The 20855-nt window shown below is 56.3% G+C and carries 22 protein-coding genes; 8 read left to right on the top strand and 14 right to left on the bottom strand.

All coding sequences use genetic code 11. From position 1 onward, the window contains the following. Nucleotides 1–19: 19 nt before the first annotated feature. From rodA to M5D89_RS13750, 13 genes are all read right to left on the bottom strand, one after another. A complete protein-coding gene (gene rodA, locus M5D89_RS13810; RefSeq protein WP_248886372.1) occupies nt 20–1123 on the bottom strand; it encodes a rod shape-determining protein RodA in 1104 nt (367 codons plus the stop codon). Beyond that, nucleotides 1124–1591 carry a rod shape-determining protein MreD gene (gene mreD / locus M5D89_RS13805; protein WP_248886371.1) on the bottom strand — a complete coding sequence of 156 codons (468 nt, stop codon included), beginning with the start codon at nt 1589–1591 and terminating at the stop codon, nt 1124–1126. A gap of 8 nt (nt 1592–1599) precedes the next feature. Further along, a complete protein-coding gene (gene mreC / locus M5D89_RS13800) occupies nt 1600–2433 on the bottom strand; it encodes a rod shape-determining protein MreC (RefSeq protein WP_248886370.1) in 834 nt (277 codons plus the stop codon). A gap of 15 nt (nt 2434–2448) precedes the next feature. Next, complete coding sequence (locus M5D89_RS13795) at nt 2449–3492, bottom strand: rod shape-determining protein (RefSeq protein ID WP_283103007.1); 1044 nt, start codon at nt 3490–3492, stop codon at nt 2449–2451. A gap of 207 nt (nt 3493–3699) precedes the next feature. After that, nucleotides 3700–5427 (bottom strand): thiosulfohydrolase SoxB, encoded by a 1728-nt coding sequence (gene soxB / locus M5D89_RS13790; RefSeq protein ID WP_248886369.1) that lies wholly within the window; start codon nt 5425–5427, stop codon nt 3700–3702. A 25-nt stretch (nt 5428–5452) separates the two neighbouring features. Continuing rightward, complete coding sequence (locus M5D89_RS13785) at nt 5453–5983, bottom strand: DUF302 domain-containing protein (RefSeq protein ID WP_248886368.1); 531 nt, start codon at nt 5981–5983, stop codon at nt 5453–5455. Between the two features lie 49 nt (nt 5984–6032). Beyond that, complete coding sequence (gene soxA, locus M5D89_RS13780) at nt 6033–6896, bottom strand: sulfur oxidation c-type cytochrome SoxA (RefSeq protein WP_248886367.1); 864 nt, start codon at nt 6894–6896, stop codon at nt 6033–6035. Between the two features lie 66 nt (nt 6897–6962). After that, entirely contained in the window at nt 6963–7298 is a 336-nt protein-coding gene (gene soxZ, locus M5D89_RS13775) for a thiosulfate oxidation carrier complex protein SoxZ (protein WP_248886366.1), read from the bottom strand. 37 nt (nt 7299–7335) lie between these two features. Continuing rightward, a complete protein-coding gene (gene soxY, locus M5D89_RS13770) occupies nt 7336–7845 on the bottom strand; it encodes a thiosulfate oxidation carrier protein SoxY (RefSeq protein WP_248886365.1) in 510 nt (169 codons plus the stop codon). A gap of 23 nt (nt 7846–7868) precedes the next feature. After that, a complete protein-coding gene (gene soxX / locus M5D89_RS13765; protein WP_248886364.1) occupies nt 7869–8252 on the bottom strand; it encodes a sulfur oxidation c-type cytochrome SoxX in 384 nt (127 codons plus the stop codon). Between the two features lie 284 nt (nt 8253–8536). Then, nucleotides 8537–9904 (bottom strand): sigma-54-dependent transcriptional regulator, encoded by a 1368-nt coding sequence (locus M5D89_RS13760; protein WP_248886363.1) that lies wholly within the window; start codon nt 9902–9904, stop codon nt 8537–8539. Between the two features lie 8 nt (nt 9905–9912). Further along, the gene (locus M5D89_RS13755) at nt 9913–11307 is read right to left on the bottom strand and encodes a sensor histidine kinase (protein WP_248886362.1); all 1395 of its coding nucleotides are present in this window, start codon (nt 11305–11307) and stop codon (nt 9913–9915) included. 88 nt (nt 11308–11395) lie between these two features. Further along, on the bottom strand, nt 11396–12910 hold the full coding sequence (locus M5D89_RS13750; protein ID WP_248886361.1) for a PhnD/SsuA/transferrin family substrate-binding protein: 1515 nt from the start codon (nt 12908–12910) through the stop codon (nt 11396–11398). Between the two features lie 58 nt (nt 12911–12968). On the opposite strand from M5D89_RS13750, the gene moaC reads away from it, so the two are divergent. Then, the gene (moaC, locus tag M5D89_RS13745; RefSeq protein ID WP_248886360.1) at nt 12969–13466 is read left to right on the top strand and encodes a cyclic pyranopterin monophosphate synthase MoaC; all 498 of its coding nucleotides are present in this window, start codon (nt 12969–12971) and stop codon (nt 13464–13466) included. A 44-nt stretch (nt 13467–13510) separates the two neighbouring features. Here the strand turns inward: moaC and M5D89_RS13740 are convergent, their stop codons facing one another. Continuing rightward, nucleotides 13511–13816, bottom strand: a complete 306-nt coding sequence (locus M5D89_RS13740; protein ID WP_248886359.1) for a hypothetical protein — start codon at nt 13814–13816, stop codon at nt 13511–13513. A 183-nt stretch (nt 13817–13999) separates the two neighbouring features. Between M5D89_RS13740 and M5D89_RS13735 the strand changes: the two genes are divergently transcribed. The 7 genes from M5D89_RS13735 (at nt 14000) to dsrE2 (ending at nt 20819) form a co-directional block, all read left to right on the top strand. After that, entirely contained in the window at nt 14000–16858 is a 2859-nt protein-coding gene (locus M5D89_RS13735; RefSeq protein WP_346347744.1) for a molybdopterin oxidoreductase family protein, read from the top strand. A gap of 18 nt (nt 16859–16876) precedes the next feature. Next, nucleotides 16877–17569: a 4Fe-4S dicluster domain-containing protein gene (locus M5D89_RS13730; protein WP_248886357.1), complete on the top strand. Its 693-nt coding sequence runs from the start codon at nt 16877–16879 to the stop codon at nt 17567–17569. Between the two features lie 11 nt (nt 17570–17580). Further along, nucleotides 17581–18519, top strand: a complete 939-nt coding sequence (locus tag M5D89_RS13725; protein WP_248886356.1) for a dimethyl sulfoxide reductase anchor subunit family protein — start codon at nt 17581–17583, stop codon at nt 18517–18519. Next, nucleotides 18500–19555 (top strand): GTP 3',8-cyclase MoaA, encoded by a 1056-nt coding sequence (gene moaA, locus M5D89_RS13720; protein WP_248886355.1) that lies wholly within the window; start codon nt 18500–18502, stop codon nt 19553–19555. The genes M5D89_RS13725 and moaA overlap by 20 nt, the downstream gene beginning before the upstream one ends. Before the next feature lie 70 nt (nt 19556–19625). After that, the gene (locus M5D89_RS13715; RefSeq protein ID WP_248886354.1) at nt 19626–19943 is read left to right on the top strand and encodes a rhodanese-like domain-containing protein; all 318 of its coding nucleotides are present in this window, start codon (nt 19626–19628) and stop codon (nt 19941–19943) included. Nucleotides 19944–20067: 124 nt separating this feature from the next. Beyond that, nucleotides 20068–20298, top strand: a complete 231-nt coding sequence (locus M5D89_RS13710) for a sulfurtransferase TusA family protein (RefSeq protein ID WP_248886353.1) — start codon at nt 20068–20070, stop codon at nt 20296–20298. Between the two features lie 50 nt (nt 20299–20348). Then, nucleotides 20349–20819: a sulfur carrier protein DsrE2 gene (dsrE2, locus tag M5D89_RS13705; RefSeq protein WP_215872245.1), complete on the top strand. Its 471-nt coding sequence runs from the start codon at nt 20349–20351 to the stop codon at nt 20817–20819. Nucleotides 20820–20855 lie beyond the last annotated feature (36 nt).

Genomic DNA, 20855 nt, shown 5'->3' with positions numbered 1-20855 from the left:
AGGGAGAGGGGGCGGAAAATTAGTCGTGCAGTCGCGGATGGGAGTGCACGGACATGAGAATACCCAAACCGATGAGAAAGGTCAGCATGGCCGTGCCGCCGTAGCTGATCAGGGGCAGGGGCACGCCAACTACCGGCAAAATCCCGGTGGTCATCCCCATATTAATGAATACATACAAGAAAAAGGTCAGGCTTAGGGTGCCAGCGAGTAATTTGCCAAAGCGAGAGCGGCTTTCAAAGGCAATGACCAGGCCACGTAGCACGATGAGCAGGTAGACCGCCATGAGCAGGAGGACACCCAGCAAGCCGAATTCCTCGGCAAAGCCGGCAAAGACGAAATCGGTTTGTGCTTCGGGCAGGAAGTCGAGGTTGACCTGCGTCCCATGAAACCACCCCTTGCCAAAAATGCCCCCGGAACCGATGGCAATCATGCTCTGAATGATGTGGTAGCCGGCCCCCAGTGGATCGCGCTGGGGGTCCAGAAAGGTCAAGATGCGTTCCTTTTGGTAGCCGTGCAAAAAATGCCACAGCACCGGACCGCTGATTGCTGCGAGCAAAATCAGGGCAATGAACCAGCGCCTGCGCACCCCAGCGAGCCACATCGCAAAGAGTCCAGCCGCACCGATTTGCACCGCTGTACCGAGATCCGGTTCCTTGGCGATGAGGAGAAAAGGCACGCCAATGAGGACAAAGCCGATCATGGTCGGACGCCATAGGCGCACATCTTCTAACTGAGAATAATAGAAGGCCAGCATCAGGGGGAGGGCAAGCTTGACCAGCTCCGACGGTTGAAAGCTGAGGGGACCAAAACCGAGCCAGCGTTTCGCACCCATGCTGGTTTCTCCCACAACCAGGGTGAGGAGTAACAAGACAATACCGATAAAGTACAGGGGCGGAGCCCAGGCGCGCAGGCGTTCCGGTGGCGTGTTGGCAATGGCAACCATGACGCCGATGCCAATGACGAAGCGCAGGAGCTGCGCCCAGACCACATGCATATTTTGTTGGCTGGCACTGTACAGCACGGCAAGACTGATGCCCATGAGCAGGAAGATGCCGGTCATCAGCGCAGGATCGAGATGGCTGATGATCTGGTGCAGGCGCTGTGGCCAGTTGCTTGCGTTCATCTATGGAGTCTTCCGGCGCGGCCAGTGTTTTTGCAGCTGATCGAGCAGATAGGTTAGCAAAGGCCAGAGCGCGGCGCCTAGGGCGGGACCCAGTAGAAGCGAACTATGCCAACGGATCGGCCCGACCCAGGCATGCCACAGCCAAGCACTGAGACACTGGGCCAGGAGCAAAAAAAAGACGAAAAACAATTGCTCCCAGGACGGCAGATGGCGTACGCGGCTGATCCAGCCATAGAGCAGGGCCAGCATGAGGACCAGGGAAATGGCCTGCGATCCCGGCAAGTCCCCAAGGACCAAATCCTGTACCAGACCAATAAGCCAGATGCCGAAGTAACTCAGCACCTGGCTACTACTCAGCGCCCAATAGAGAATGAGCAACGCGACGAAATCGGGGTGCAATTGCGCGTACAAGGGGCCCAGCGGGAGGGATTCTGCAAAGAAAGCCAGGATAAAGGCCAGGACCAGCACGCCAACCTTCATGGATGCGAAGTTTGGCGCGTCTGTGGCCAGAGGAGTAAAACCGTGTTGAGTGCCGCCAGATTGGCGTTCGGCCGCACGATGATGTGCGCAAAGGGACTACTGCTGGTGTGCCGGACCGCCTCCACGATGCCGAGGGGAAGTCCAGGAGGAAAACGTCCGCCGAGTCCAGAGGTAATCAGCTCGGTGCCCGGAGCAAGCTTGGTATCACGCGGCTGGAAAGGTATCGACAGGGCATGCAAGTCTCCGTGCCCATCGACGAGCAACGGTTTGTTACCATCCAGCGCTTGCGCCGGGATAGAGCTCGATAGATCCGATAACAGGCTGATGCGGGCGTTATCCCGGCTGACAACGACCACTTGCCCAATCACGCCACCGGGTGCGAGGGCAGGCTGTCCGACATACACCCCCTGGGCAGAGCCTAAATTGACTGTGATTTGCTGGTTGCCAGTGCTGAGACTCTGGGCCTCGATCTGTGCCACCGCTACGCGCCCTGGCGCGGTGGGAAAACTATCGAGCAAGGCGAGCAGCTGGCGATTTTCGGTACGCAGTATCGGCAGGGAGAGATTTTCGATCTCCAGGCTGTGCAGCTGTTGCCGCAGTCGGGCATTTTCTTGGCGTAGTGTTGCCTGCCCTTGTAAATACTGAGCGCCTGCCGCCCAGGCATCGCCAACTTGGCCGTTAACCCAGAGTATAGGCGCGGCAAAATCCAAGCCGAGCTGACGCAGGCTGGAATGCCCCACGCTATACAGGCTGATTCCCACACTGAGTGCGGCGAGAAAGAGGAGACGCAGCAGCGATGGGAACGGGCGCGTGAGCGATAGGCCAGACATGAGATACGCGCGCGCTTACTCTTCCGCGAATACCTCGCCCAGACGCTCCAGTTCTTCGAGCGCTCGGCCCCCGCCGCGGGCAACACAGGTAAGCGGATCCTCGGCAACGATCACCGGCAGGCCGGTTTCTTCCATGATCAGCCGGTCGAGATCGCGCACCAGGGCACCGCCTCCGGTCAACACCATGCCTCGCTCGGCAATGTCGCCGGCAAGCTCCGGCGGGGTCTGTTCCAACGCCAATTTGATGGCTCCCACAATGGCGCCTAGGGGTTCTTGCAGCGCCTCGAGGATTTCGTTGCTGGAGATGCTGAAGGTTCGCGGCACACCTTCGGCGAGATTGCGGCCACGCACTTCCATGGTCAGCGTCTCACTCAGGGGGTAGGCACAACCGATATTCTTCTTGATCTCTTCTGCAGTACTCTCCCCAATCAACATGCCGTAGTTCCGGCGGATGTAGTTGACAATGGCCTCATCCATCTTATCGCCGCCGACCCGCACACTCTGGGAGTAGACCACGCCACCCAAGGCAATCACGCCCACTTCGGTGGTGCCGCCACCGATATCCACCACCATGGAGGCGGTGGGTTCCGCGACGGGGAGTCCGGCGCCGATTGCCGCCGCCATGGGTTCTTCAATCAGGTGCACTTCACGTGCCCCGGCACTCTGCGCGGATTCGCGGATGGCGCGACGCTCGACCTGGGTTGCACCGTAGGGGACGCAGACGATGATGCGTGGACTCGGACTCAGAAAGCGCTGGGGATGTACGCGCTTGATGAAATGCTTGAGCATCGCTTCGGTAATCTGAAAGTCGGCAATGACCCCATCTTTCAATGGTCGGATGGCAATGATATTGGCGGGGGTTCGGCCCAACATGCGTTTGGCTTCCTCGCCGACGGCTTGGGTACGCCGGTCAGCACCGTGGCGACCGATACGGATCGCTACCACAGAAGGCTCCGAAAGAACGATGCCTTTGCCACGAACATAGATCAGAGTGTTTGCCGTGCCGAGGTCGACTGCCAAATCGCTCGAAAACAATCCAAGAAAACGCTTGAATATCATTTAGTTGAGATCCTGCATGAAGGTGTCCAGAAGCTGTCTTTGTGCTTTGCCCGGCGAATGGGTTTCGGGGGCCCAAAAATATCGGGCCAGTCTAGCATGAGCCATGATAAAGCCCAAGGGATCGTAACCGACTGAAACTCCGTTGCTTTGGGAATAAAAAAGCCGGCCCAAGGGCCGGCGAGTCCCGCTCGTTATCGCAATGAAAGTCTACAGTTTGTACGTTTTTGGAAAGGCGATGCCGCGGTTGCTGCGCATGTCAGCATTCAGAACGGGCAGGTCGACCTTCTTGACCTCTACATGTTTCTGACTTTGTAGCCAACTGGCAAAGACTTCCCAGACCGGTTTGCCTTCTACCGGTTGCATGGCCGCCCAACCTGCCACCTTGTATTTCTTGGTGGCAGAAACGAGCTTGCCGGCAATCCGCAGGTTGCTGATGCGGTGATAGATCTTCTCGTTAGGGTTGAAGTCATACTGGATGTTGCCGACGCGAATCATGTCGCCGCCCTGCTGGTAGTAGGGGTTGGGATTGAAGATATTATCCGCCACCTGCTCCATGATGTTCTTGATCTGCGCACCGGTGTAATTATTGACCGTGACCTGGGGATAGGTGATGGCGGTCTGACCCATGACATCTTCCATGGTGATGGTTTCGCCAGGGAGCTTGCAGTATCCCCAACGGAAGCCAGGGGAGAAGGAGGCCTCGCAGTCCATCTCGGCGCGCAGGGCGTCACAGAGCAGTTGATCGAAACTACCGTTGAAGTTGTCTCGCCGATACAGCAGGCTGCCAGTGGTAGCCAGGGGCTGCTGCAATTTTTCCAGATAGGGCTTGCGCACGCCGTCGATGTACTGGCTCATTTCCGCATCGGCGGGAATCAGATTGGAAAATACCGGCAGATAATGGAAACGCCAGCCCTTGAGCTTGCCCTTGCCCACGTCGAGATCGAAGCGTGCCAGGATTTTACCATTGGTACTGGTATTGATGATCAGGGTCTGATTCACCTGGAAGGGCTTGGGTCCCATGATGTCGTGGGTATGCCCACCGAGGATGATGTCGATTCCCTTGACCAGGGAGGCCATCTTCTTGTCCACGTCGGCGCCATTATGGGAGAGCACCACGACGAGGTCCGCGTGCTTGTCGTTGCGGCATTCATCCACCATTTTCTGCATATGTTCGGTGTGAATGCCGAAGCCCCAATCCGGGATCATATAGCCGGGGTTAGCGATGGGGGTGAAGGGAAAGGCCTGACCGATGACGGCGATCCGCCGTCCACTGATCTCATGGATTTGATAGGGTTGGAAAACCGGTTCCTGCCAAGTATTGCTGAACACGTTCTGGGCGAGGAATTTGGCCTTGAGTTTGTTTTTGACCAGATATTCGACCTGCTTTTGGCCATAGGTGAACTCCCAGTGCCCAACAAAGTCATCAACACCGAGGAGATTCTGTGCCCCAACCATGTCTTCCCCCTTGGTCCACAGGGAGGTAGCGGAGCCTTGCCAGGTATCGCCGCCATCCAGCAAAAGCGCACGTTTGCCAAGCTGTTCGCGATAGCGCTTCACCAAGGTTGCGATATGGGCGTAGCCGCCAATCTTGCCGTAATGCTTGGCTAGGGTGTCGTAGTCAAGACAGGAATAGGTATATTCATCGCGACCACTGTGTGCTAGCCCATAATAATCCAGCATCCATTTGCCACAAAGGTGGGGCGTTTGATTGAGCACGGGGCCAACGCCGATGTTGGTATCAGGCTCGCGCCACCACACAGGCAGCAATTGGGCGTGGGAGTCGGTCATATGTAGAAGCGTCACATTCCCATACTCCGGGATGTCATAGGGATCCTTTTCACTCCCCCAGGCCGCCTGAATGGCGCCAGGGGCAAAAAAACTGCCGGCCCCGGCAATGCCCAATAATTGCAAAAAATCTCTTCTACCAAGTTGCATGGTACTGTACCTCCCCAATAAATGTTTATAGGCCGCCAGATTTGGCCGTTTTCATGACGGTGATGATTTGTTTGTCCAGCTCCTTCGCCACCTTTTCTGTCTCTGGATTTTTCGGAAAGTAGCGTAGCGCATAGGTTGGCAGGTAGGTCATCAGTTTAAGCTGACCATGACTTTCATACATCACGACCTTACACGGAGCGAAGGCGCCAAATTCGGGACTGCTTTGTAGAATTTTTGCGCCCAGAACGAGATTGCAGACCTCATAAATCACGTACGGTGAATTACTCTTGATACCGCGTTCTTGCAGGCCCTGCTGGACATCCAGAGAGCCTACCACGTTCATGTTTTCGGATTCTGCCCCACTGCTGATGCCGAGCTTGATCTGGGCGGGGGTAACACCCTTGTCCACATTGACGACATACAGAGGGGAATCAGTGTTGATTTTAGGCATGCCAGAGACTGGTGCGGCGATCAAGGCGGCATGGGCGATACAGGCGAAACCGGCGCCGGCCAAGCCAGCGCTGAGGCTCGCCCAGAGGGATGGAGAGCGAAACATGAGAGACTCCTCTGGGGCGGAAGGGTAAAGCAATAGAATCGAGTGATATTTACGGCCGGTAACCCGGTACGTTCATTTTGATCCCATTGCTGAGATAGCTCATGAAATATTCCAAATTGCGATAATCCACGCTTTCCAGTTGTTCTGGTTGTGCGCCGACCTTTTTGTCGCATCCTTGCATACGCTTTTGCAGGGTGTTTACCGCTGACCAGGCAGCTCGATACGTTGGGAAGTGAGCACTTTGGCCAACCACGGGGGAAATGATTTGATCACGTAAATACTTGCCGGCGTAGGCTACATGACAGGAGGCACAGGAAAAATTCAACTGGCCGCGCTTCATGAAAAAATACGCCTTGCCTTCTTCAAATGCTTTGACGGCACCTGGCCCTTTCACCTGCACATCGACGGGCATGCCATTGGAGAGAGAACCGAGATAGGTTTGCAAGGCAATCATGTCTTGACTACCGTATTTGAGTGGCGCTGCGCCATTTTCCTTGCGGCAGGCGTTGAGGCTCATGCCAATGGTAACGACACTTTGGGTTTTGCTGTCGAAAATGGGATATTTTGCGGCTACTCCTTTGCCCCCATTCGGATAACAACTCGCATAGGTTTTGCCATTCTTGAATTTGCTATCCCAGAGCTTCTTCCCTTCAGAGAGGGTCAGATCGCCCGGATTGAACTGCATCGCCTCTTGGTACTGTGCATATAACTGTGGACTGAATGCATAGGCGCCAAGGGCATATTTCTCCAACGGCATGTTAGGGTTTTGCTGTTTGAAATACTCGTGGAATTGTTGCAGCGTCTGTTCCGGACCGACCTTGGTATTGCCCAAGTCCCACCAGTTGACGGCATTGGCAGCTACGCTGTTACCCGCAAGCGCTGCAATAGCAATGGATACGATCCATTTTTTCATTGCGATTTCCCTCCCTTTTATTGGAAATCGGCGCAGTACATGTTGCACTGCGCTCTAAAGACAATATCAGCTCACGGTAATTTTTGACGTTGCACTCCAGGAGCCGTTGGTGTTGTCCTTCCAGGTCATTTTTACGGTGCCGCTTTCCTCCGCGCGCATTTTGAACGCTAGGTAGGGGTTGGCACTGACCGCCGTACTCCAATCGATATCCAACAGTGGCTTGTCGTTGAAGGTGATGGTAACCGTCTGAATGAAATGTGCAGGAATGAGTTTGCCGGTTTTCTTATCTTTCACCAGACCCGTAGTCATGGGATTCATGATCAGGGAGCGGACTTCTACAATATCCCCCTTCTTTGCGCTCCCGGGCATACGGATCATTGGATTGCCAAGTGGTGCTGCCATGGTTATAGCTCCTTGCTAGATTAGGAAATGAGAGAGATCAGCCGCCGCAGCCACCAATGGTGACTTTGACTTCACGGGGTGCCGAGGCCATCAATTCCCCTTTGTTGGTCTTGGCAACAACGCGGACGTGGTCGGTCTTGGCCATCTTGATGCGTTGTTGAATGTACGCTTTACCGCAGGCCGGGGTGAAGGTGAACTGGCTCGCTAATGGGGTGGGGTTATGGTCGACAAATAACCAAACGGTATCAATGTAGTCGTCGGCAGTCATCGGTGAATCCACTTCAATAGTAACCGGCACGGCGCCACCATTTTCGGCAATGGTCGGCGCTTTGAGCGATACCTTTGACGAAACAGGGACACTGGTCTTACCAACGGAATCCGTCATTGCCGCATCCAAAACCTTGGCATCGAAGGCCTTGGCAGGCCATCCGGCGACGTTGTCAGCGAAGGCATTGCCGGCGCGTAACAGGCCAGTGCCAGCGACGGCGGCTACGGCAGCAGCGGTTACGCCAGTGCCGAGAAATTGTCTACGTTGCATTTGCTTCATGAAAATACTCCTCAACGGGTGATTTATTTCAACGACCAGAGATAATCGGCAACCTGTTCCAGCTCTTGATGTGTCAGGACCTTATTTTTCCCAAACTCCGGCATGTTGGCGTAGGGGAATAGCTTTTCAGGATCCGACAGGAAGGCGACCAATTTTTCCTTGGTCTGGAACATTTGCTGAAAGGTCACACCTTTCATCGGCAGGGCCGGGCCAACGTCGCCCGCTTGCGTGCCGCCGGGAAGGGCATGGCAAGCCAGACAATTCCCCTTGGCTCGGTTAAAGGCCAAGGTGCGACCAGCTTCAATATTATTGACCGCTGGGGCAGCACTGGCAGCCGTGGCGACCAATAGTAGGGCGCCAGTCAGACCGGTAAGAATCCCCGCGCGTGTGCGTCTGTGAGCGTTCATAACTACTCCTGTGGTGCTGCCCGGGCTTTTTCCCGGTGCTATCCCCTAGAGCAGTTTTCATGCCAGACCTAAGCCTTCGATCTGGGATATCCTCGTTGCCCTCTCCAAATTCGGAGAGCTTCCTGAACCAGAATCAGAAGCAATTGATATTCAATCAGTTATGCAGAAGAGAGCAATGCAGGGCGAGAGTGAAGCGGGACCTCTGCAGGAGGAACGGCAAGAGTAGGTCCGCAAAAAATCGGACCAAAGCCATGCAGGGGCTGTGCCGAAAGGCACAGAGCTTTTCAGTCGCCGTCAAATCCTTCGTCATCGGGCGCCTGCTCAGCAAGTAACCCCATGTTCTTCATTTTCGTACGCAGCTGTTTGCGGCTGATTCCCAGCAGAACCGCAGCCTGGCTTTGGTTGAAACGGGTCTTTTCCAATGCACCCAGTACGGTTTGACGCTCGATGGCAGGCAGATCGAAGGGGCTGGAGGGATTGCCTTCGCTGTTCGATTCCTGGTCACGAATCTCTGGCGGTAGGTCGCGGCGACCGATACTGTTCTGGCGTGTCAACACCACGCTGCGCTCAAGCAAATTCTCCAGTTGCCGTATGTTGCCGGGCCAGGTGTAGCTCTCCAGGGCGGACAGGGCATCGCTCTCGATCTTTACCTCGGGGCGACCAATCTCGTGACAGATCTTGGCAAGAAAATGGGCCACCAGAGGCGCGATATCCGCGCGACGCTCGCGCAATGGTGGGATGTGTAATGGGATAACATTCAAGCGATAGTATAGGTCTTCCCGAAAACGGCCCTCCTGAATCGCTTGTTTCAGGTCGATGTGGGTGGCGGCCACAATACGCGCCTGCAGACGAATCGGCTGATGCGTGCCGAGGCGGGTGAATTCTCGTTCCTGCAGGGCGCGCAAGAGTTTGACTTGCATTGGCAAGGGCATGTCGCCCACTTCATCGAGGAAGAGTGTCCCAGCGGCTGCAGCTTCCAGTTTCCCCATCTGGCTGCGCACGGCGCCCGTAAAGGCGCCTCGCTCGTAGCCGAAGATCTCGCTTTCCACCAACTCCAGTGGAATAGCTCCGCAATTGAAGGCAATGAACGGCTCATTGCTGCGCGCAGAGGCCTCATGCAACGCACGCGCCACTAACTCCTTGCCCGTGCCGGACTCGCCACTGATGAGGACGTTGGATGGTGCTGGCGCGACCAGATCGATCGTCTCGAGAAGCTGGGTGATGGCGCGACTGACACCGATCAGCCCATGGCGCCGCGGCGTTTGTCGCAGGGGAGGGATTTGACGCCCGCCACGCTCGAGAATCTGGCGAATCAGTGCCAGCAACTCGCCCTCGTCAACGGGCTTGGTCAGGTAGTGTTCCGCACCGGCCTTGATGGCCTCCACTGCCTGATCGATGTCGCCATAGGCGGTGGTGATGATCACCGGAATCGTTGGGCGCAATTCCTTGACCCGCCGCAGTAATTCCACGCCTGGCATGCCGGGCAAACGCTGATCGCTGAGAACGAGTGATGGGTTCTCTGTCTGCAGGCGGTCCAAAGCCTCTTCCGCTGATTCTGCCTCCAGTATGGAGAAGCCCTCCGCCTGCAAGATGGCCACCAACACACGGCGCAGGTTGCGCTCATCCTCCACGACCAGAATTTTTGTATCCATACCACCTCTCAACCCACGTTCAGGAGCCCTGCTCGATGTGTATTGATGCCGGGAAGATAGAGCACGAAACAGGCTCCCGGTCCGTCGTCCTGACTCAATTCTACGCTTCCTTCATGTACCATCATGATTTTGGCAACAACCGCCAGCCCGAGTCCACTACCCTTGGTCTTGCTGGTAACGTATGGCTTGAAGATTTCGCTCTTGCGCGCCTCGTCGATACCCGGCCCGTTGTCGTGCACGCGGATCTGCACTCCGCCTGTGCTGGTCGCGGCGCTGACCTTGATTTCCCCTCCTTGGGCAGGTACTGCATCACAGGCGTTCAGCAAGAGATTGCTCAGTGCCTGGGTGAGCAAGGAACTATCAAAGCTGGCGAATAGACCCGGAGCACAGTCCAAGGTCACGGTGATGGCACGAGCATCAAAATCCGTTTGATGGCGCTGTATGCATCGACGCAAGAAGGTGCAAAGCTCCTGAACTTCCGGGTGTGCTTCATAGCTGCGGCCAAAATCGAGAAATCCCTGCGTCATGTCATAGAGTCGTTGCACCTCTTCTTCGATGATTTGCAGAAATTCTTCCCGGTTGTCGCGATCGTCGTAACGCACTAAATAGCGCGCTGCGCCACGCACGGACGACAGGGCGTTACGAATCTCATGCGCAACCTGGGAAGACATCTGGCCGATGGTGACCATGCATTGCATTGCCTGCTGTCGTTGATGCAACTTGCGTAATTCCAGCAGATGCTCGTATAAGCGCGTTACCATGGAGCGAAACGCGAGTTCAAGACGATGCAGTTCGTCCCGATACTCATCCACCTCTGGCGGCGAAGTGGGGGCGTCGTGAATGCCAAATTGACGCTCCATGGTTTCCATTTCGTGCATGAGGCGCGAAATGGGCCGGGTGATGGCCAAACTAACCATGTACGCGCCAATCAAGCCAATGATGGCCGTGCTGATTCCCAGAAACAGCAAGCGGCTCGTGGTGTGCTCCAGCTTTCGGGCAATCAACTGATGGATTTCCGCAGCGTTGCTGCGCAGCCAAACGGTACCCAGTTGCTGATTTCCGGCCGTAATTGCGGCCGAATACCCATATTTCCTGGGGAGCATTTTCACCCCTGGGAGTGATACACGAACTCCTACCTGGGCCAGGTCGCTGCTGGCAACAATGGTTCCATTACGATTGATAATCAGCACGGCAGAGACGAGGGAGTTGTTACCCCGGACGAGCTTGGCAAGGTGACCGGCATCCTTCAGCAGGAGGGGATTTGCGGCAGAGCTGGCGATACTCTCGGTGAGGTGATGGAGTTCCGTTTGTACCTGACTGGTCAAGTCTTCACGCACCGAGGTGTATAGAAAAACGGCGATCAATAGGTAGATCATGGCCACCAGCAGCACGACCAAGGCCATGCTTTTGCTGCGCCAAGTCAATCGCTGCCACAGGTGTGGGCGAGAGCGGGTCACCGCGTCAGGGGTGTGCTGGAAAACAGAGAGGCTGTCATCGCTGTATGTGGATCTCCTCGAAGCCCGCAGCCGCTAGGGCCTGTCTCGGGAGTGTAGACAAATCAGAGCGAATTTGCTCGCGTTGGTGCTGCGTGATCATCGGACTCGCGATCAGGTTCCATGCCGGCGCTGGACCATCTCGGGCGATGACCTTCCACGTGTCGGGCATCGATGCCGCGAGGCTGTTTACTGTGGCACTACGGACAATTCCCCAATTTGCCTCGCCGCTGCCCAGGGCGGCGAATACGGCGCGCTCCGAATCCACCGGCCACCAGCGCACGGCCTCGCGTCCGGCAAGTTCAGAGACCTTGGCAGCAAGTATATTCTTCGCGCTGCAGTATGGGCTACCGTACGCAATGTGCAGTTGGGCAGAAGGCGTGGTGGCGCCCTCTATCGTGATCAGCGCTAGCCCCGATGAACCTGAACTTGGCAGCAGGGTTGCCAGAGGATGCACGAAACCACGTGCCGCCTGCGTCATCAGCGGGCTCAGGAGCGCGAAGGAATATTGGTGGGCTTTGAGTTGCCGCAAGTATTGCCGCTCATTTTTGGGAATAGAGATTTCAATGGCTCTGCCGGTGACCTTTTCCAGGGCCAAACGCAGTGGCTGAAACAGTTGCTCTGCCATCAATGGGGAGAATGCCGGAGGGATTCCCAGGCGCAAAACTGGGCGCTGAACGCGTGGCGATAAGTCTTCACCATAGAGGTCGGCATAGAGACTGCGTAGAGGCGCGTAGGTGCCGGGAGGAACGGGGGTGAAGCCGACGGCCAGTGCGCGTATGGCCGCCATTGCAGTGGGGTCCTGCTGCGGTAGTTGCAGCAGTGCCCGACGCAGAATTGCGCGCTGTGATGCAGGCACATCGGTTGAGGCAGCGATCAGATCGCCCGGGCCAACGGCGCTGTGTGCAATGACCCGCAGCGTCCCGGCGCGGAGATAGGGCGCGGCGATGTTTTGCGCTACTGCGGTGGCATCGTAAAAACGGGCCGCCACGTCCATCAGGGCGTTGCTGTCGCTCCCTCCTTGCCCGAGTTCGCTCAGTTGCTGTTGCACGCCGGCAGCGTGTAGCAGGGATAGTGGCACCAGGGCCGATGCTGCACAAGCAGGGTTCCCGAGGATGAAAGACTTTCCGCGCAGTTGCAGAACATTGTGAATGGGGCTGTCGCGGCGTACGACGATTACGCTGTACTCCCCGCCCGGAGGAGGAGTCAATCCAGCAAGAGGGATGTAGGGATTGCTGTGCGCGACCTTCAGGTAGGCGATCGGACAGAACAGCACGATCTGTGCTCGTTTTTCTCTCGCCTTCAGGTAAAATTGGCGGAGGTCTGCGCTGAAGCTCAATTCAATCGGTTCGCCCAGTGCTTCCTGCAAATGTGCAGCCAGGGGCTGAAAAGCTGCAAACATCACCGCCGGACTGCTGACCGGAGGCAATAAAAAGCGCAGACTCGCCAAACTTTGCAGGGGGCAAAGCAGTGCGACGAAACAGATGGACAGGAAGAGATAGCGAAACCGCATGAGGTACCAGCTTTCGAGTAACACCCCGCGGTATAAGCAAAAGGGATGCCAGAACGGTATGAGTGATGATCGATTGACCCATTTTACTCCCCGCGGTGACGCGCAGATGGTTGAGGTGGGGGCTAAACCGGTAACCCAGCGGCGTGCAGTGGCGCGCGGGGCGATTCGGATGGCTCCAGACACCTTAGAGCGGGTGCGGGAGGGCACGCTGCGTAAGGGAGATGTGCTGGCAGTGGCGCGGATTGCGGCCATTCAGGCCAGCAAAAAGACGGCGGACCTGATCCCTTTGGCACACCCCCTGTTCTTGACTGGGGTGGAAATTCACTTCGACTTGGATGCGCAGACTAGTCAAGTGTTGTGTGAGGCAGAGGTCCGCTGTCAAGGGCAGACGGGAGTGGAGATGGAAGCCCTCACGGCGGTTACCGTTGCCTTGTTGACCATTTACGATATGTGTAAGGCCATTGACCGCGGCATGGTGTTGGGAGAGATTGGGTTGTCGCGCAAGGAGGGTGGCAAATCCGGTATTTGGGAGCGTGACGGGGGTGCAGGGAAATGACTGAGCGGCGCCCTGCGGCGCCGCTCGGCGGGATTGACAGACTCTTACTTGCCGCGATGCGGCGAGGAGCTGTAGCGCATCATCACGTCGCGGTCTTTCCAGTTGCTCTCCTTCAGAATCTCATCCGGGATCATGTAGCGATCCTGCGGGGCAACATCCTGACATTTTACTACCCGCAACACGTCTCCAAAACCCAATTTGCGCAGCAGGCCATCCTTGTCGGTGGCGCGCACGATCATCGCGTCCTTGAGCAATGCGTAGACATAGAAATTGCCGGGGCGCAGCTTGCCCTCCTTGTCTTTCCAGGTCACGGTAATCCGCGTATGTTCTTTGAAGTCGCTACGATTCATCTGGGCTCTCCACAGGTTTCAAGACAGGATGAACTTATCCGCTTTGTTGCGGGCAGGCAAATAAGCCTCCCTTATTACAAAATCAAAAAAGCTGAGTTGCTTTATCACTGAGGCTCGGCGACCATCATGCCCTTGCATTCGGAGTGGGTGCGCACTCCCTATCATCTCCAGAGAGGTCGAGCAATGGCTACGGTCATGGAATTCGAGGATCACAAGAAGCAGGAAATCAAATACAGCACCTGCTACATGTGTGCCTGTCGCTGCGGTATCAAAGTCACCGTGGAAGACAACAAGGTACGTTTCATCCAGGGAAACCGGAATCACCCCATCAATCAGGGGGTGCTCTGTGCCAAGGGTTCGGCCGGCATCATGAAGCAGTACTCGCCGGGCAAATTGCGCAACCCCTTGCGCCGGAAGCCCGGCACCGAACGCGGCGCGGGAGAATTTGAAGAAATTTCCTGGGATGAGGCCCTCGACGTTCTGACCAAGCGTCTCGAACACATCCGCGCAACGGACCCCGACAAGCTTGCATATTTTACCGGTCGTGATCAGATGCAGGCCCTTACCGGCCTGTGGGCACAGCAGTTTGGTACGCTCAACTGGTCCGCGCACGGCGGTTTCTGTTCCGTGAATATGGCAACGGCCGGGTTGTACATGCTCGGTCATGCTTTTTGGGAGTTTGGTGATCCGGACTGGGATCGCACCAAGTACTTCATGCTCTGGGGTGTCGCTGAGGACCATTCCTCCAACCCCATGAAGATCGGGCTGGAAAAGCTCAAGCGCAACGGTGGCAAGTTTGTCGGCATCAACCCCGCACGTACCGGCTACCAGGCCATTGCCGACGAATGGGTGCCTATCCGTCCAGGTACCGATGGCATGCTTGCCCTCTCTATGGTGCATGTGCTGTTGCAGAACGAGCAGTTCGACTGGGATTTCCTGTTGCGCTACACGAATGCACCTTTCCTGGTGGTGAATACCCCGGGGCAGAAGGGCGATGGTCTGATCTGGCGCGATGCGGAAGGACACCCCATGGTTTGGGATCTGGAGCAGAACGCCTTTATTGATGGTATGCAACCGGGGGTCAAGGCTGCCCTGTTCGGCGAGTTCCATACGCCTGATGGGCGACCAGTGCGGACCGTGATGTCGATTCTGGCCGAGCGCTATCTCGACGAACATTATAGCCCGGCTAATGCCAGCAAGATTACCGGTATCCCCGCCGAGACTATTGAGCGCTTGGCGCTGGAAATGGCCCATGTCGCGTTCAAGGAAAGCATAGAGATTGCGGTAGAGTGGACCGATTGGGCGGGGCGCAAGCACGACAAGTTCATTGGTCGCCCAGTATCGATGCATGCCATGCGCGGCATTTCCGCGCATTCCAACGGCATGCAGGCGGCGCGCGCCATTCATCTGGTGCAGATCCTCCTGGGTACCATCGACTGCCCCGGTGGTTTCCGTGCCAAGGCGCCCTATCCCAAGCCGGTGCCGCCGCCCAACAAGCCGGCGCAGCACAGTGCCCCGAACACCCCGCTGAAGTCGTTGCCGTTGGGTTTTCCCACCGCACCGGAAGATCTGGTGATCGACGCCGACGGAAAGCCGAAGCGTATCGACAAGGCCTATTCCTGGGAGGCACCGATCGCCAATCACGGTCTCATGCACATGGTGATTACCAACGCCGTGAACAAAGACCCCTACGGCATCGATACGCTGATTTTCTTCATGGCCAACATGAGCTGGAATTCCACCATGAATACGGCCAATGTGCAGGAAATGCTCAAGGCCAAGGATGAGGATGGCGAGTACAAGATCCCTTTCTTGGTGGTCATTGACGCCTTCCATTCCGAGATGGTCAATTTTGGCGATCTGATTTTGCCGGATACTACCTACCTGGAGCGCTACGACTCTATCTCTTTGTTGGATCGGCCGATTTCCGAACCAGATGCAATCTGCGACTCTATTCGTCACCCAATCCTCAAGCCGGATCGCAATGTTCGGCCTTGGCAGGACGTGATGGTGGAATTGGCGGGGCGCCTCAAATTCCCAGCCTTCACCAAGGAAGATGGCACACCCAAGTTCAGTGGCTATAAAGATTTTATTGCCAACTTCGAGCGCGCTCCCGGCATTGGCTTCCTTGCAGGCTGGCGTGGCAAGGGTGGAGAGACGCACCTGCGCGGTGAGCCGAATCCCAATCAATGGGATCGCTACATCGAAAATCAGGGCTTTTTCCAGTATCACCTGCCGAAATCGCAGCGCTTCTATCGTTTTGCCAACAAGGAATATCTGGAGCTGGCGCAACGGGTTGGCTTCAACCCGACAGCGGATCCGATCGTGATCGAGCTGTATTCCGAAGCCTTCCAGCGTTTCCGTTTGGCGGGACAGGGTCTCTATGATGGTCCCATGCCCAAAGACCCCGTCGACCGCGAGCGGTTGGCGACGTACTTTGATCCGTTGCCGGATTTCTATGAGCCCTTGGAGCAGCAGCGTATCGACAAGAAGGAATATCCCTTCTTTGCCGTCAACCAGCGGCCAATGATGATGTATCACTCCTGGGATAGCCAGAATGCCTGGCTGCGTCAGATCATCGCGCAGAACTATCTGTACATGAATCGCCAGCGGGGCGAGCAAATGGGCATCCAGGACAAGGGCTGGGTCTGGGTGGAAAGTCACAATGGCAAGATTCGCGTTCAGGTCAAGCTGATTGAGGGTTGCCAGGAAGACACCGTGTGGACTTGGAATGCGATTGGTAAGCAGTCGGGTGCCTGGGGCCTCAAGCCTGATGCGGCGGAGGCGACGCGAGGCTTTCTCATGAATCATCTGATCTCCGAGTTGTTGCCGCCGAAACAGGGCGAGCGGCGACTGACCAATTCGGATCCAATCACTGGGCAGGCCGCTTGGTATGACCTGATGGTCAAGATCTATCCTGCAGCGCCTGGTGAGGAGGGCACTTGGCCGACCTTCCCAACGATGAAGCCGTTGCCCGGTGATACTCCCGCGCCCGATGTGTTGCGTTATCACACCCACGAACCCGTCAATCTCAAGTCCTGAGTAGGCAAGGAGCATTTCATGAGACTGGGATTAGTTATTGATCTTGACACCTGCGTTGGCTGCCATGCCTGTGCGGTGGCGTGCAAGGAATGGAACACCAGTGGCACCACGGCGCCACTCACCGACTATAACCCCTACGGTGCCAAGCCGTCTGGGGTCTGGTTCAACCGAATTAGGCACTATGAGATTGGCGATTATCCGTATAACAAGACGGTGAACTTCCCAATGTCGTGTATGCACTGCGAAAATGCCGAGTGCGTGACGGTCTGCCCGACGGGGGCCAGCCACAAGCGTCCAGAGGATGGCATAGTGCTGGTGGATCAGAGCAAGTGCATGGGCTGCAATTACTGCTCTTGGGCATGCCCCTATGGTGCACGTGAACTCGATCGTGTGTCCGGAACCATGAAAAAGTGTACCCTGTGTATCGATCGGATCTACGACATGGAGATTCCGGAAGAAGAGCGGCAGCCCGCCTGTGTGCTGACTTGCCCCGCGCACGCGCGCATGTTCGGTGACTTTGACGATCCAGAGAGCCCAGTCAGTCGAGCGGTGCGGGAGCGTGGAGGTTATCAGCTCATGCCCGAGTTGAACTATGACCCAAGTAACCACTACCTACCGCCACGCGTGCATGCCCCAATTCCGACGGAAGGCCTGAAGAAGAAGGCCGCCGGGAAGGTGAAGGAGTGGGTCAATCGCGTGGTAGAGCGCTAAGGAGACAAGGCATGCATCCGGCACTGGCAGTTATCTTTCTTACGCTTTTTTCTGGTGGTGGCTTTGGCCTGATGGCCCTCATCGCCATTGTCAATGATCTGCACATTGATGGCGGATTGAACCCCGTACAGACACTGGTTGCAGTGATCCTGTCGCTGCTGTTCGTGACCATCGGCATGCTTTCCTCGACGGCGCATTTGGCCAATCCCAAGAATGCCTGGCGCGCCTTCACGCGTTGGCGTACCTCTTGGCTAGCCCGCGAGGGAATTTTTGCGGTGGCCTACTATCCCTTCGCCTTTGCTTATCTCCTTTGGGTATTCTTTGCCGGGCGGCCAGAGGCTGATGTAGGCCTGGTCCTTGCCAGTATTGCGGGTGTGCTCGGTCTGATCACCATATTCTGCCAAGGAATGATCTACGCTGTCTTGCGTACCATTCGGCAATGGAATACCGCATTGGTGCCCGCGAATTTCTATGCCATGGGTCTGGCCACGGGTGCTACCATTCTGGCGGCCATTCGTCTGGTCACGGGAGAAAGCGCCGGGGTTTTCATCGGCATCGCCATTGCCCTGATTGCCGCGGTAGCGATCATGAAAGGGATCTATTATTTCTGGATTTCTCGACCTGCTGGCCCAACCATCCGCACCGCCACCGGTTTCAATCGTTTTACGGTCCGCATTCTGGATCAGGGTCATACCTTCGGAACTTTCCTCACCGAGGAGTTCGGGCATACCCTGCCGCGCGAGAAATCGCGGGCGATCAAGCTGCTGATGTACCTGTTCGCCGTGATCGTCCCCATCATCGCCCTCGCCATCGCTCTCAGCGCGACGTCCGCCGCAGCGGCGATCGTCGCCGCTGTCTCGGTGGTCTTCGGCATTGGCGTAGAGCGTTGGCTCTTCTTTGTCGAGGCACAACACGTAGTGAATCTATATCATGGGCGTCAACGCTGCTAGTCCACATTCATCAGCCCTGCACGGTGATGATCGTGCAGAGGCTGGTCTGTGGGATCGCTTCGGTCGCCGCATCAGTTATCTGCGCCTCTCCCTGACCGAGCACTGCAATTTCCGTTGCCAATACTGTAGCCCTGCAACGGGTACACCCTTCTTCGAACACCAGGACCACCTGCGACCCGATGAGTTGCAGCGCATTCTCCAGATCTTCCACGGCTTGGGATTGCAGCATCTGCGCTTCACCGGCGGCGAGCCGCTGATCCACCCACATTTGCTTGCCCATGTCGATTTTGCCCGTCAACTAGGGATCGGAAAAATTAGTCTGAGCAGTAATGGTTACCTTCTCGATCGCCTGGCGGCAAAGCTCGCCCACGCCGGCCTGAATAGCATCAACATCAGTCTCGATACCTTGGATGAAAAGGTGTTTACTCAGGTGACCCGTGGGGGTGATCTGAAGCGGGTCTTGCGGGGCATAGACGCGGCGATCGAGCACGCCATTCCGCGTATCAAGCTGAATGTTGTCCTGCTGCAGCAGGTGAATGCTGATGCCTTGCCACAGCTTGTCGAGTTCGCGCAGCAAAGGGGGCTGGATATTCGTTTCATCGAGACTATGCCCTTGGGGAGTGCCGGGACGGATAGCCAAGATAGGGACTATCTTTCCGCCGCCAGTGCACGGGAGCGCGTGGAGGCGCATTTTGGCACGCTGTTGCCCGTGGCGAGCAGTCGAGACCAGGGGCCAGCGCGTTTGTATGCTTTGCCCGGTGGAACAGGTCGAATTGGTTTCATCAGTCCCATCAGCGAAAATTTCTGCGCCACCTGCAACCGCGTGCGCCTGACTGCTACTGGGCGTTTGGTGTATTGTCTGGGGCAGGAGCAAGGCTTGGAGCTGCGCCCATTGTTGCGTACGGCGGAGGCCTCCGACGCGGACCTGCTCAGGGCGATTCGCGCCGGGGTGTGGCACGACAAGCCGGAACGGCATGAGTTTGATCGTGATCGCCAGCGCTCTTCAAAAATATTTATGATGCGTCTCGGGGGCTAACACAGATTAGAAACGTGCCACACAGAGGTGCTATCATCAGGAAATCTGAATATAGGGGTGGAACAGAGCTATGTACGGCTTCAAAGAGCTAAGCGCGGAGCAATTGAAGGAAATGCAGGAGCAAGGGCATACGTTCACCCTGATCGACGTGCGTTCCCCCGCTGAGGTGGCGCGCGGCATGATCAGCGGCGCGAAGCATATTCCCTTGCATTTGTTGCCCATGAGCATGGCCGAGATTGATAAGGGGGCACCGGTGGTGTTCTACTGTTTGAGTGGGGGCCGCTCGTCCCAGGCTTGCGCCTTCGCTGCTGCGCAAGGGTTCGGGGAGGTCTTCAACCTGCGCGGGGGGATTTCTGGCTGGGCCAACCGGTCGTTTCCCATTGTCTAGATTGGCATATAAGAATATGATGAAATATGCTGAACTAATCAACAAATTAAAATCTTTGCCTTGCTTGGCGGGTAAATCCTGATACATTGATTCGCTGTAGTTTGACTTGAGAGTGGAGGTTGCAATGGTACAAGAAGACAAGCTGCTGGATGCCCGTGGACTGAACTGCCCGCTGCCCATCCTGCGCACCAAGAAGGCCCTGGGCGAAATGAATGCCGGTCAAGTTCTGAAGATCGTTGCTACCGATCCCGGTGCGATCAAGGATTTCGAGGCATTTTCCAAGCAGACCAAGAACCCGCTTCTCGACCAAGCCGAGGCGAATGGCGAGTTCGTGTTCTTCATTCAGAAGGCCTAAGGGCCCAGCGGCGCCAGAGGGTTGCCCTTTGGCGCTTCGAGGAGTGAGTTATGGATGAAAAGAAATTGGCGATTGTCGCCACCAAAGGTACGCTAGATTGGGGCTATCCGCCTTTTATTCTCGCCTCCACTGCAGCCGCTCTGGGTTACAGTGTAGAGATTTTCTTCACCTTCTACGGCCTGCAACTGCTGAAGAAGGACCTTGGACACTTGCGTGTCAGCCCTCTCGGGAATCCGGCGATGCCGATGCCAGTACCCATGCCAACCTTGATGATGGTGCTGCCCGGAATGGAAGGCATGGCAACTTCCATGATGAAGAGCAAGATGAAGGCGAAGGGTGTCGCCAGTCTGGAAGAGTTGCGTGAGCTCTGTGTCGAGGCTGAGGTACGGATGATTGCCTGCCAAATGACCGTTGATCTCTTCGAGTTCGATACGGCTGACTTCATCGACGGAATCGAACTTGGTGGCGCGGCTGCCTTTTTTGAGTTTGCAGGCGAGTCTGACATCACCCTATTCATCTGAGCGGAACGGAACAGGGGTGTGGCGGTCAGACAGATA

Source organism: Acidithiobacillus acidisediminis, assembly GCF_023277115.1.
GTDB classification, from domain to species: domain Bacteria; phylum Pseudomonadota; class Gammaproteobacteria; order Acidithiobacillales; family Acidithiobacillaceae; genus Igneacidithiobacillus; species Igneacidithiobacillus acidisediminis.
Note: the sequence above shows the minus strand (reverse complement) of the source record. Positions and strands in the feature narration are given on the sequence as shown.

Excerpts from the sequence above, each read along its gene's own strand:
- rodA (WP_248886372.1), bottom strand. The coding sequence starts at position 1,123 with ATGAACGCAAGCAACTGGCCACAGCGCCTGCACCAGATCATCAGCCAT.
- mreC (WP_248886370.1), bottom strand. The coding sequence starts at position 2,433 with ATGTCTGGCCTATCGCTCACGCGCCCGTTCCCATCGCTGCTGCGTCTC.
- M5D89_RS13795 (WP_283103007.1), bottom strand. The coding sequence starts at position 3,492 with ATGATATTCAAGCGTTTTCTTGGATTGTTTTCGAGCGATTTGGCAGTC.
- soxB (WP_248886369.1), bottom strand. The coding sequence starts at position 5,427 with ATGCAACTTGGTAGAAGAGATTTTTTGCAATTATTGGGCATTGCCGGG.
- M5D89_RS13785 (WP_248886368.1), bottom strand. The coding sequence starts at position 5,983 with ATGTTTCGCTCTCCATCCCTCTGGGCGAGCCTCAGCGCTGGCTTGGCC.
- soxA (WP_248886367.1), bottom strand. The coding sequence starts at position 6,896 with ATGAAAAAATGGATCGTATCCATTGCTATTGCAGCGCTTGCGGGTAAC.
- soxZ (WP_248886366.1), bottom strand. The coding sequence starts at position 7,298 with ATGGCAGCACCACTTGGCAATCCAATGATCCGTATGCCCGGGAGCGCA.
- soxY (WP_248886365.1), bottom strand. The coding sequence starts at position 7,845 with ATGAAGCAAATGCAACGTAGACAATTTCTCGGCACTGGCGTAACCGCT.
- soxX (WP_248886364.1), bottom strand. The coding sequence starts at position 8,252 with ATGAACGCTCACAGACGCACACGCGCGGGGATTCTTACCGGTCTGACT.
- M5D89_RS13760 (WP_248886363.1), bottom strand. The coding sequence starts at position 9,904 with ATGGATACAAAAATTCTGGTCGTGGAGGATGAGCGCAACCTGCGCCGT.
- M5D89_RS13755 (WP_248886362.1), bottom strand. The coding sequence starts at position 11,307 with ATGGCCTTGGTCGTGCTGCTGGTGGCCATGATCTACCTATTGATCGCC.
- M5D89_RS13750 (WP_248886361.1), bottom strand. The coding sequence starts at position 12,910 with ATGCGGTTTCGCTATCTCTTCCTGTCCATCTGTTTCGTCGCACTGCTT.
- moaC (WP_248886360.1), top strand. The coding sequence starts at position 12,969 with ATGAGTGATGATCGATTGACCCATTTTACTCCCCGCGGTGACGCGCAG.
- M5D89_RS13740 (WP_248886359.1), bottom strand. The coding sequence starts at position 13,816 with ATGAATCGTAGCGACTTCAAAGAACATACGCGGATTACCGTGACCTGG.
- M5D89_RS13735 (WP_346347744.1), top strand. The coding sequence starts at position 14,000 with ATGGCTACGGTCATGGAATTCGAGGATCACAAGAAGCAGGAAATCAAA.
- M5D89_RS13730 (WP_248886357.1), top strand. The coding sequence starts at position 16,877 with ATGAGACTGGGATTAGTTATTGATCTTGACACCTGCGTTGGCTGCCAT.
- M5D89_RS13725 (WP_248886356.1), top strand. The coding sequence starts at position 17,581 with ATGCATCCGGCACTGGCAGTTATCTTTCTTACGCTTTTTTCTGGTGGT.
- moaA (WP_248886355.1), top strand. The coding sequence starts at position 18,500 with ATGGGCGTCAACGCTGCTAGTCCACATTCATCAGCCCTGCACGGTGAT.
- M5D89_RS13715 (WP_248886354.1), top strand. The coding sequence starts at position 19,626 with ATGTACGGCTTCAAAGAGCTAAGCGCGGAGCAATTGAAGGAAATGCAG.
- M5D89_RS13710 (WP_248886353.1), top strand. The coding sequence starts at position 20,068 with ATGGTACAAGAAGACAAGCTGCTGGATGCCCGTGGACTGAACTGCCCG.
- dsrE2 (WP_215872245.1), top strand. The coding sequence starts at position 20,349 with ATGGATGAAAAGAAATTGGCGATTGTCGCCACCAAAGGTACGCTAGAT.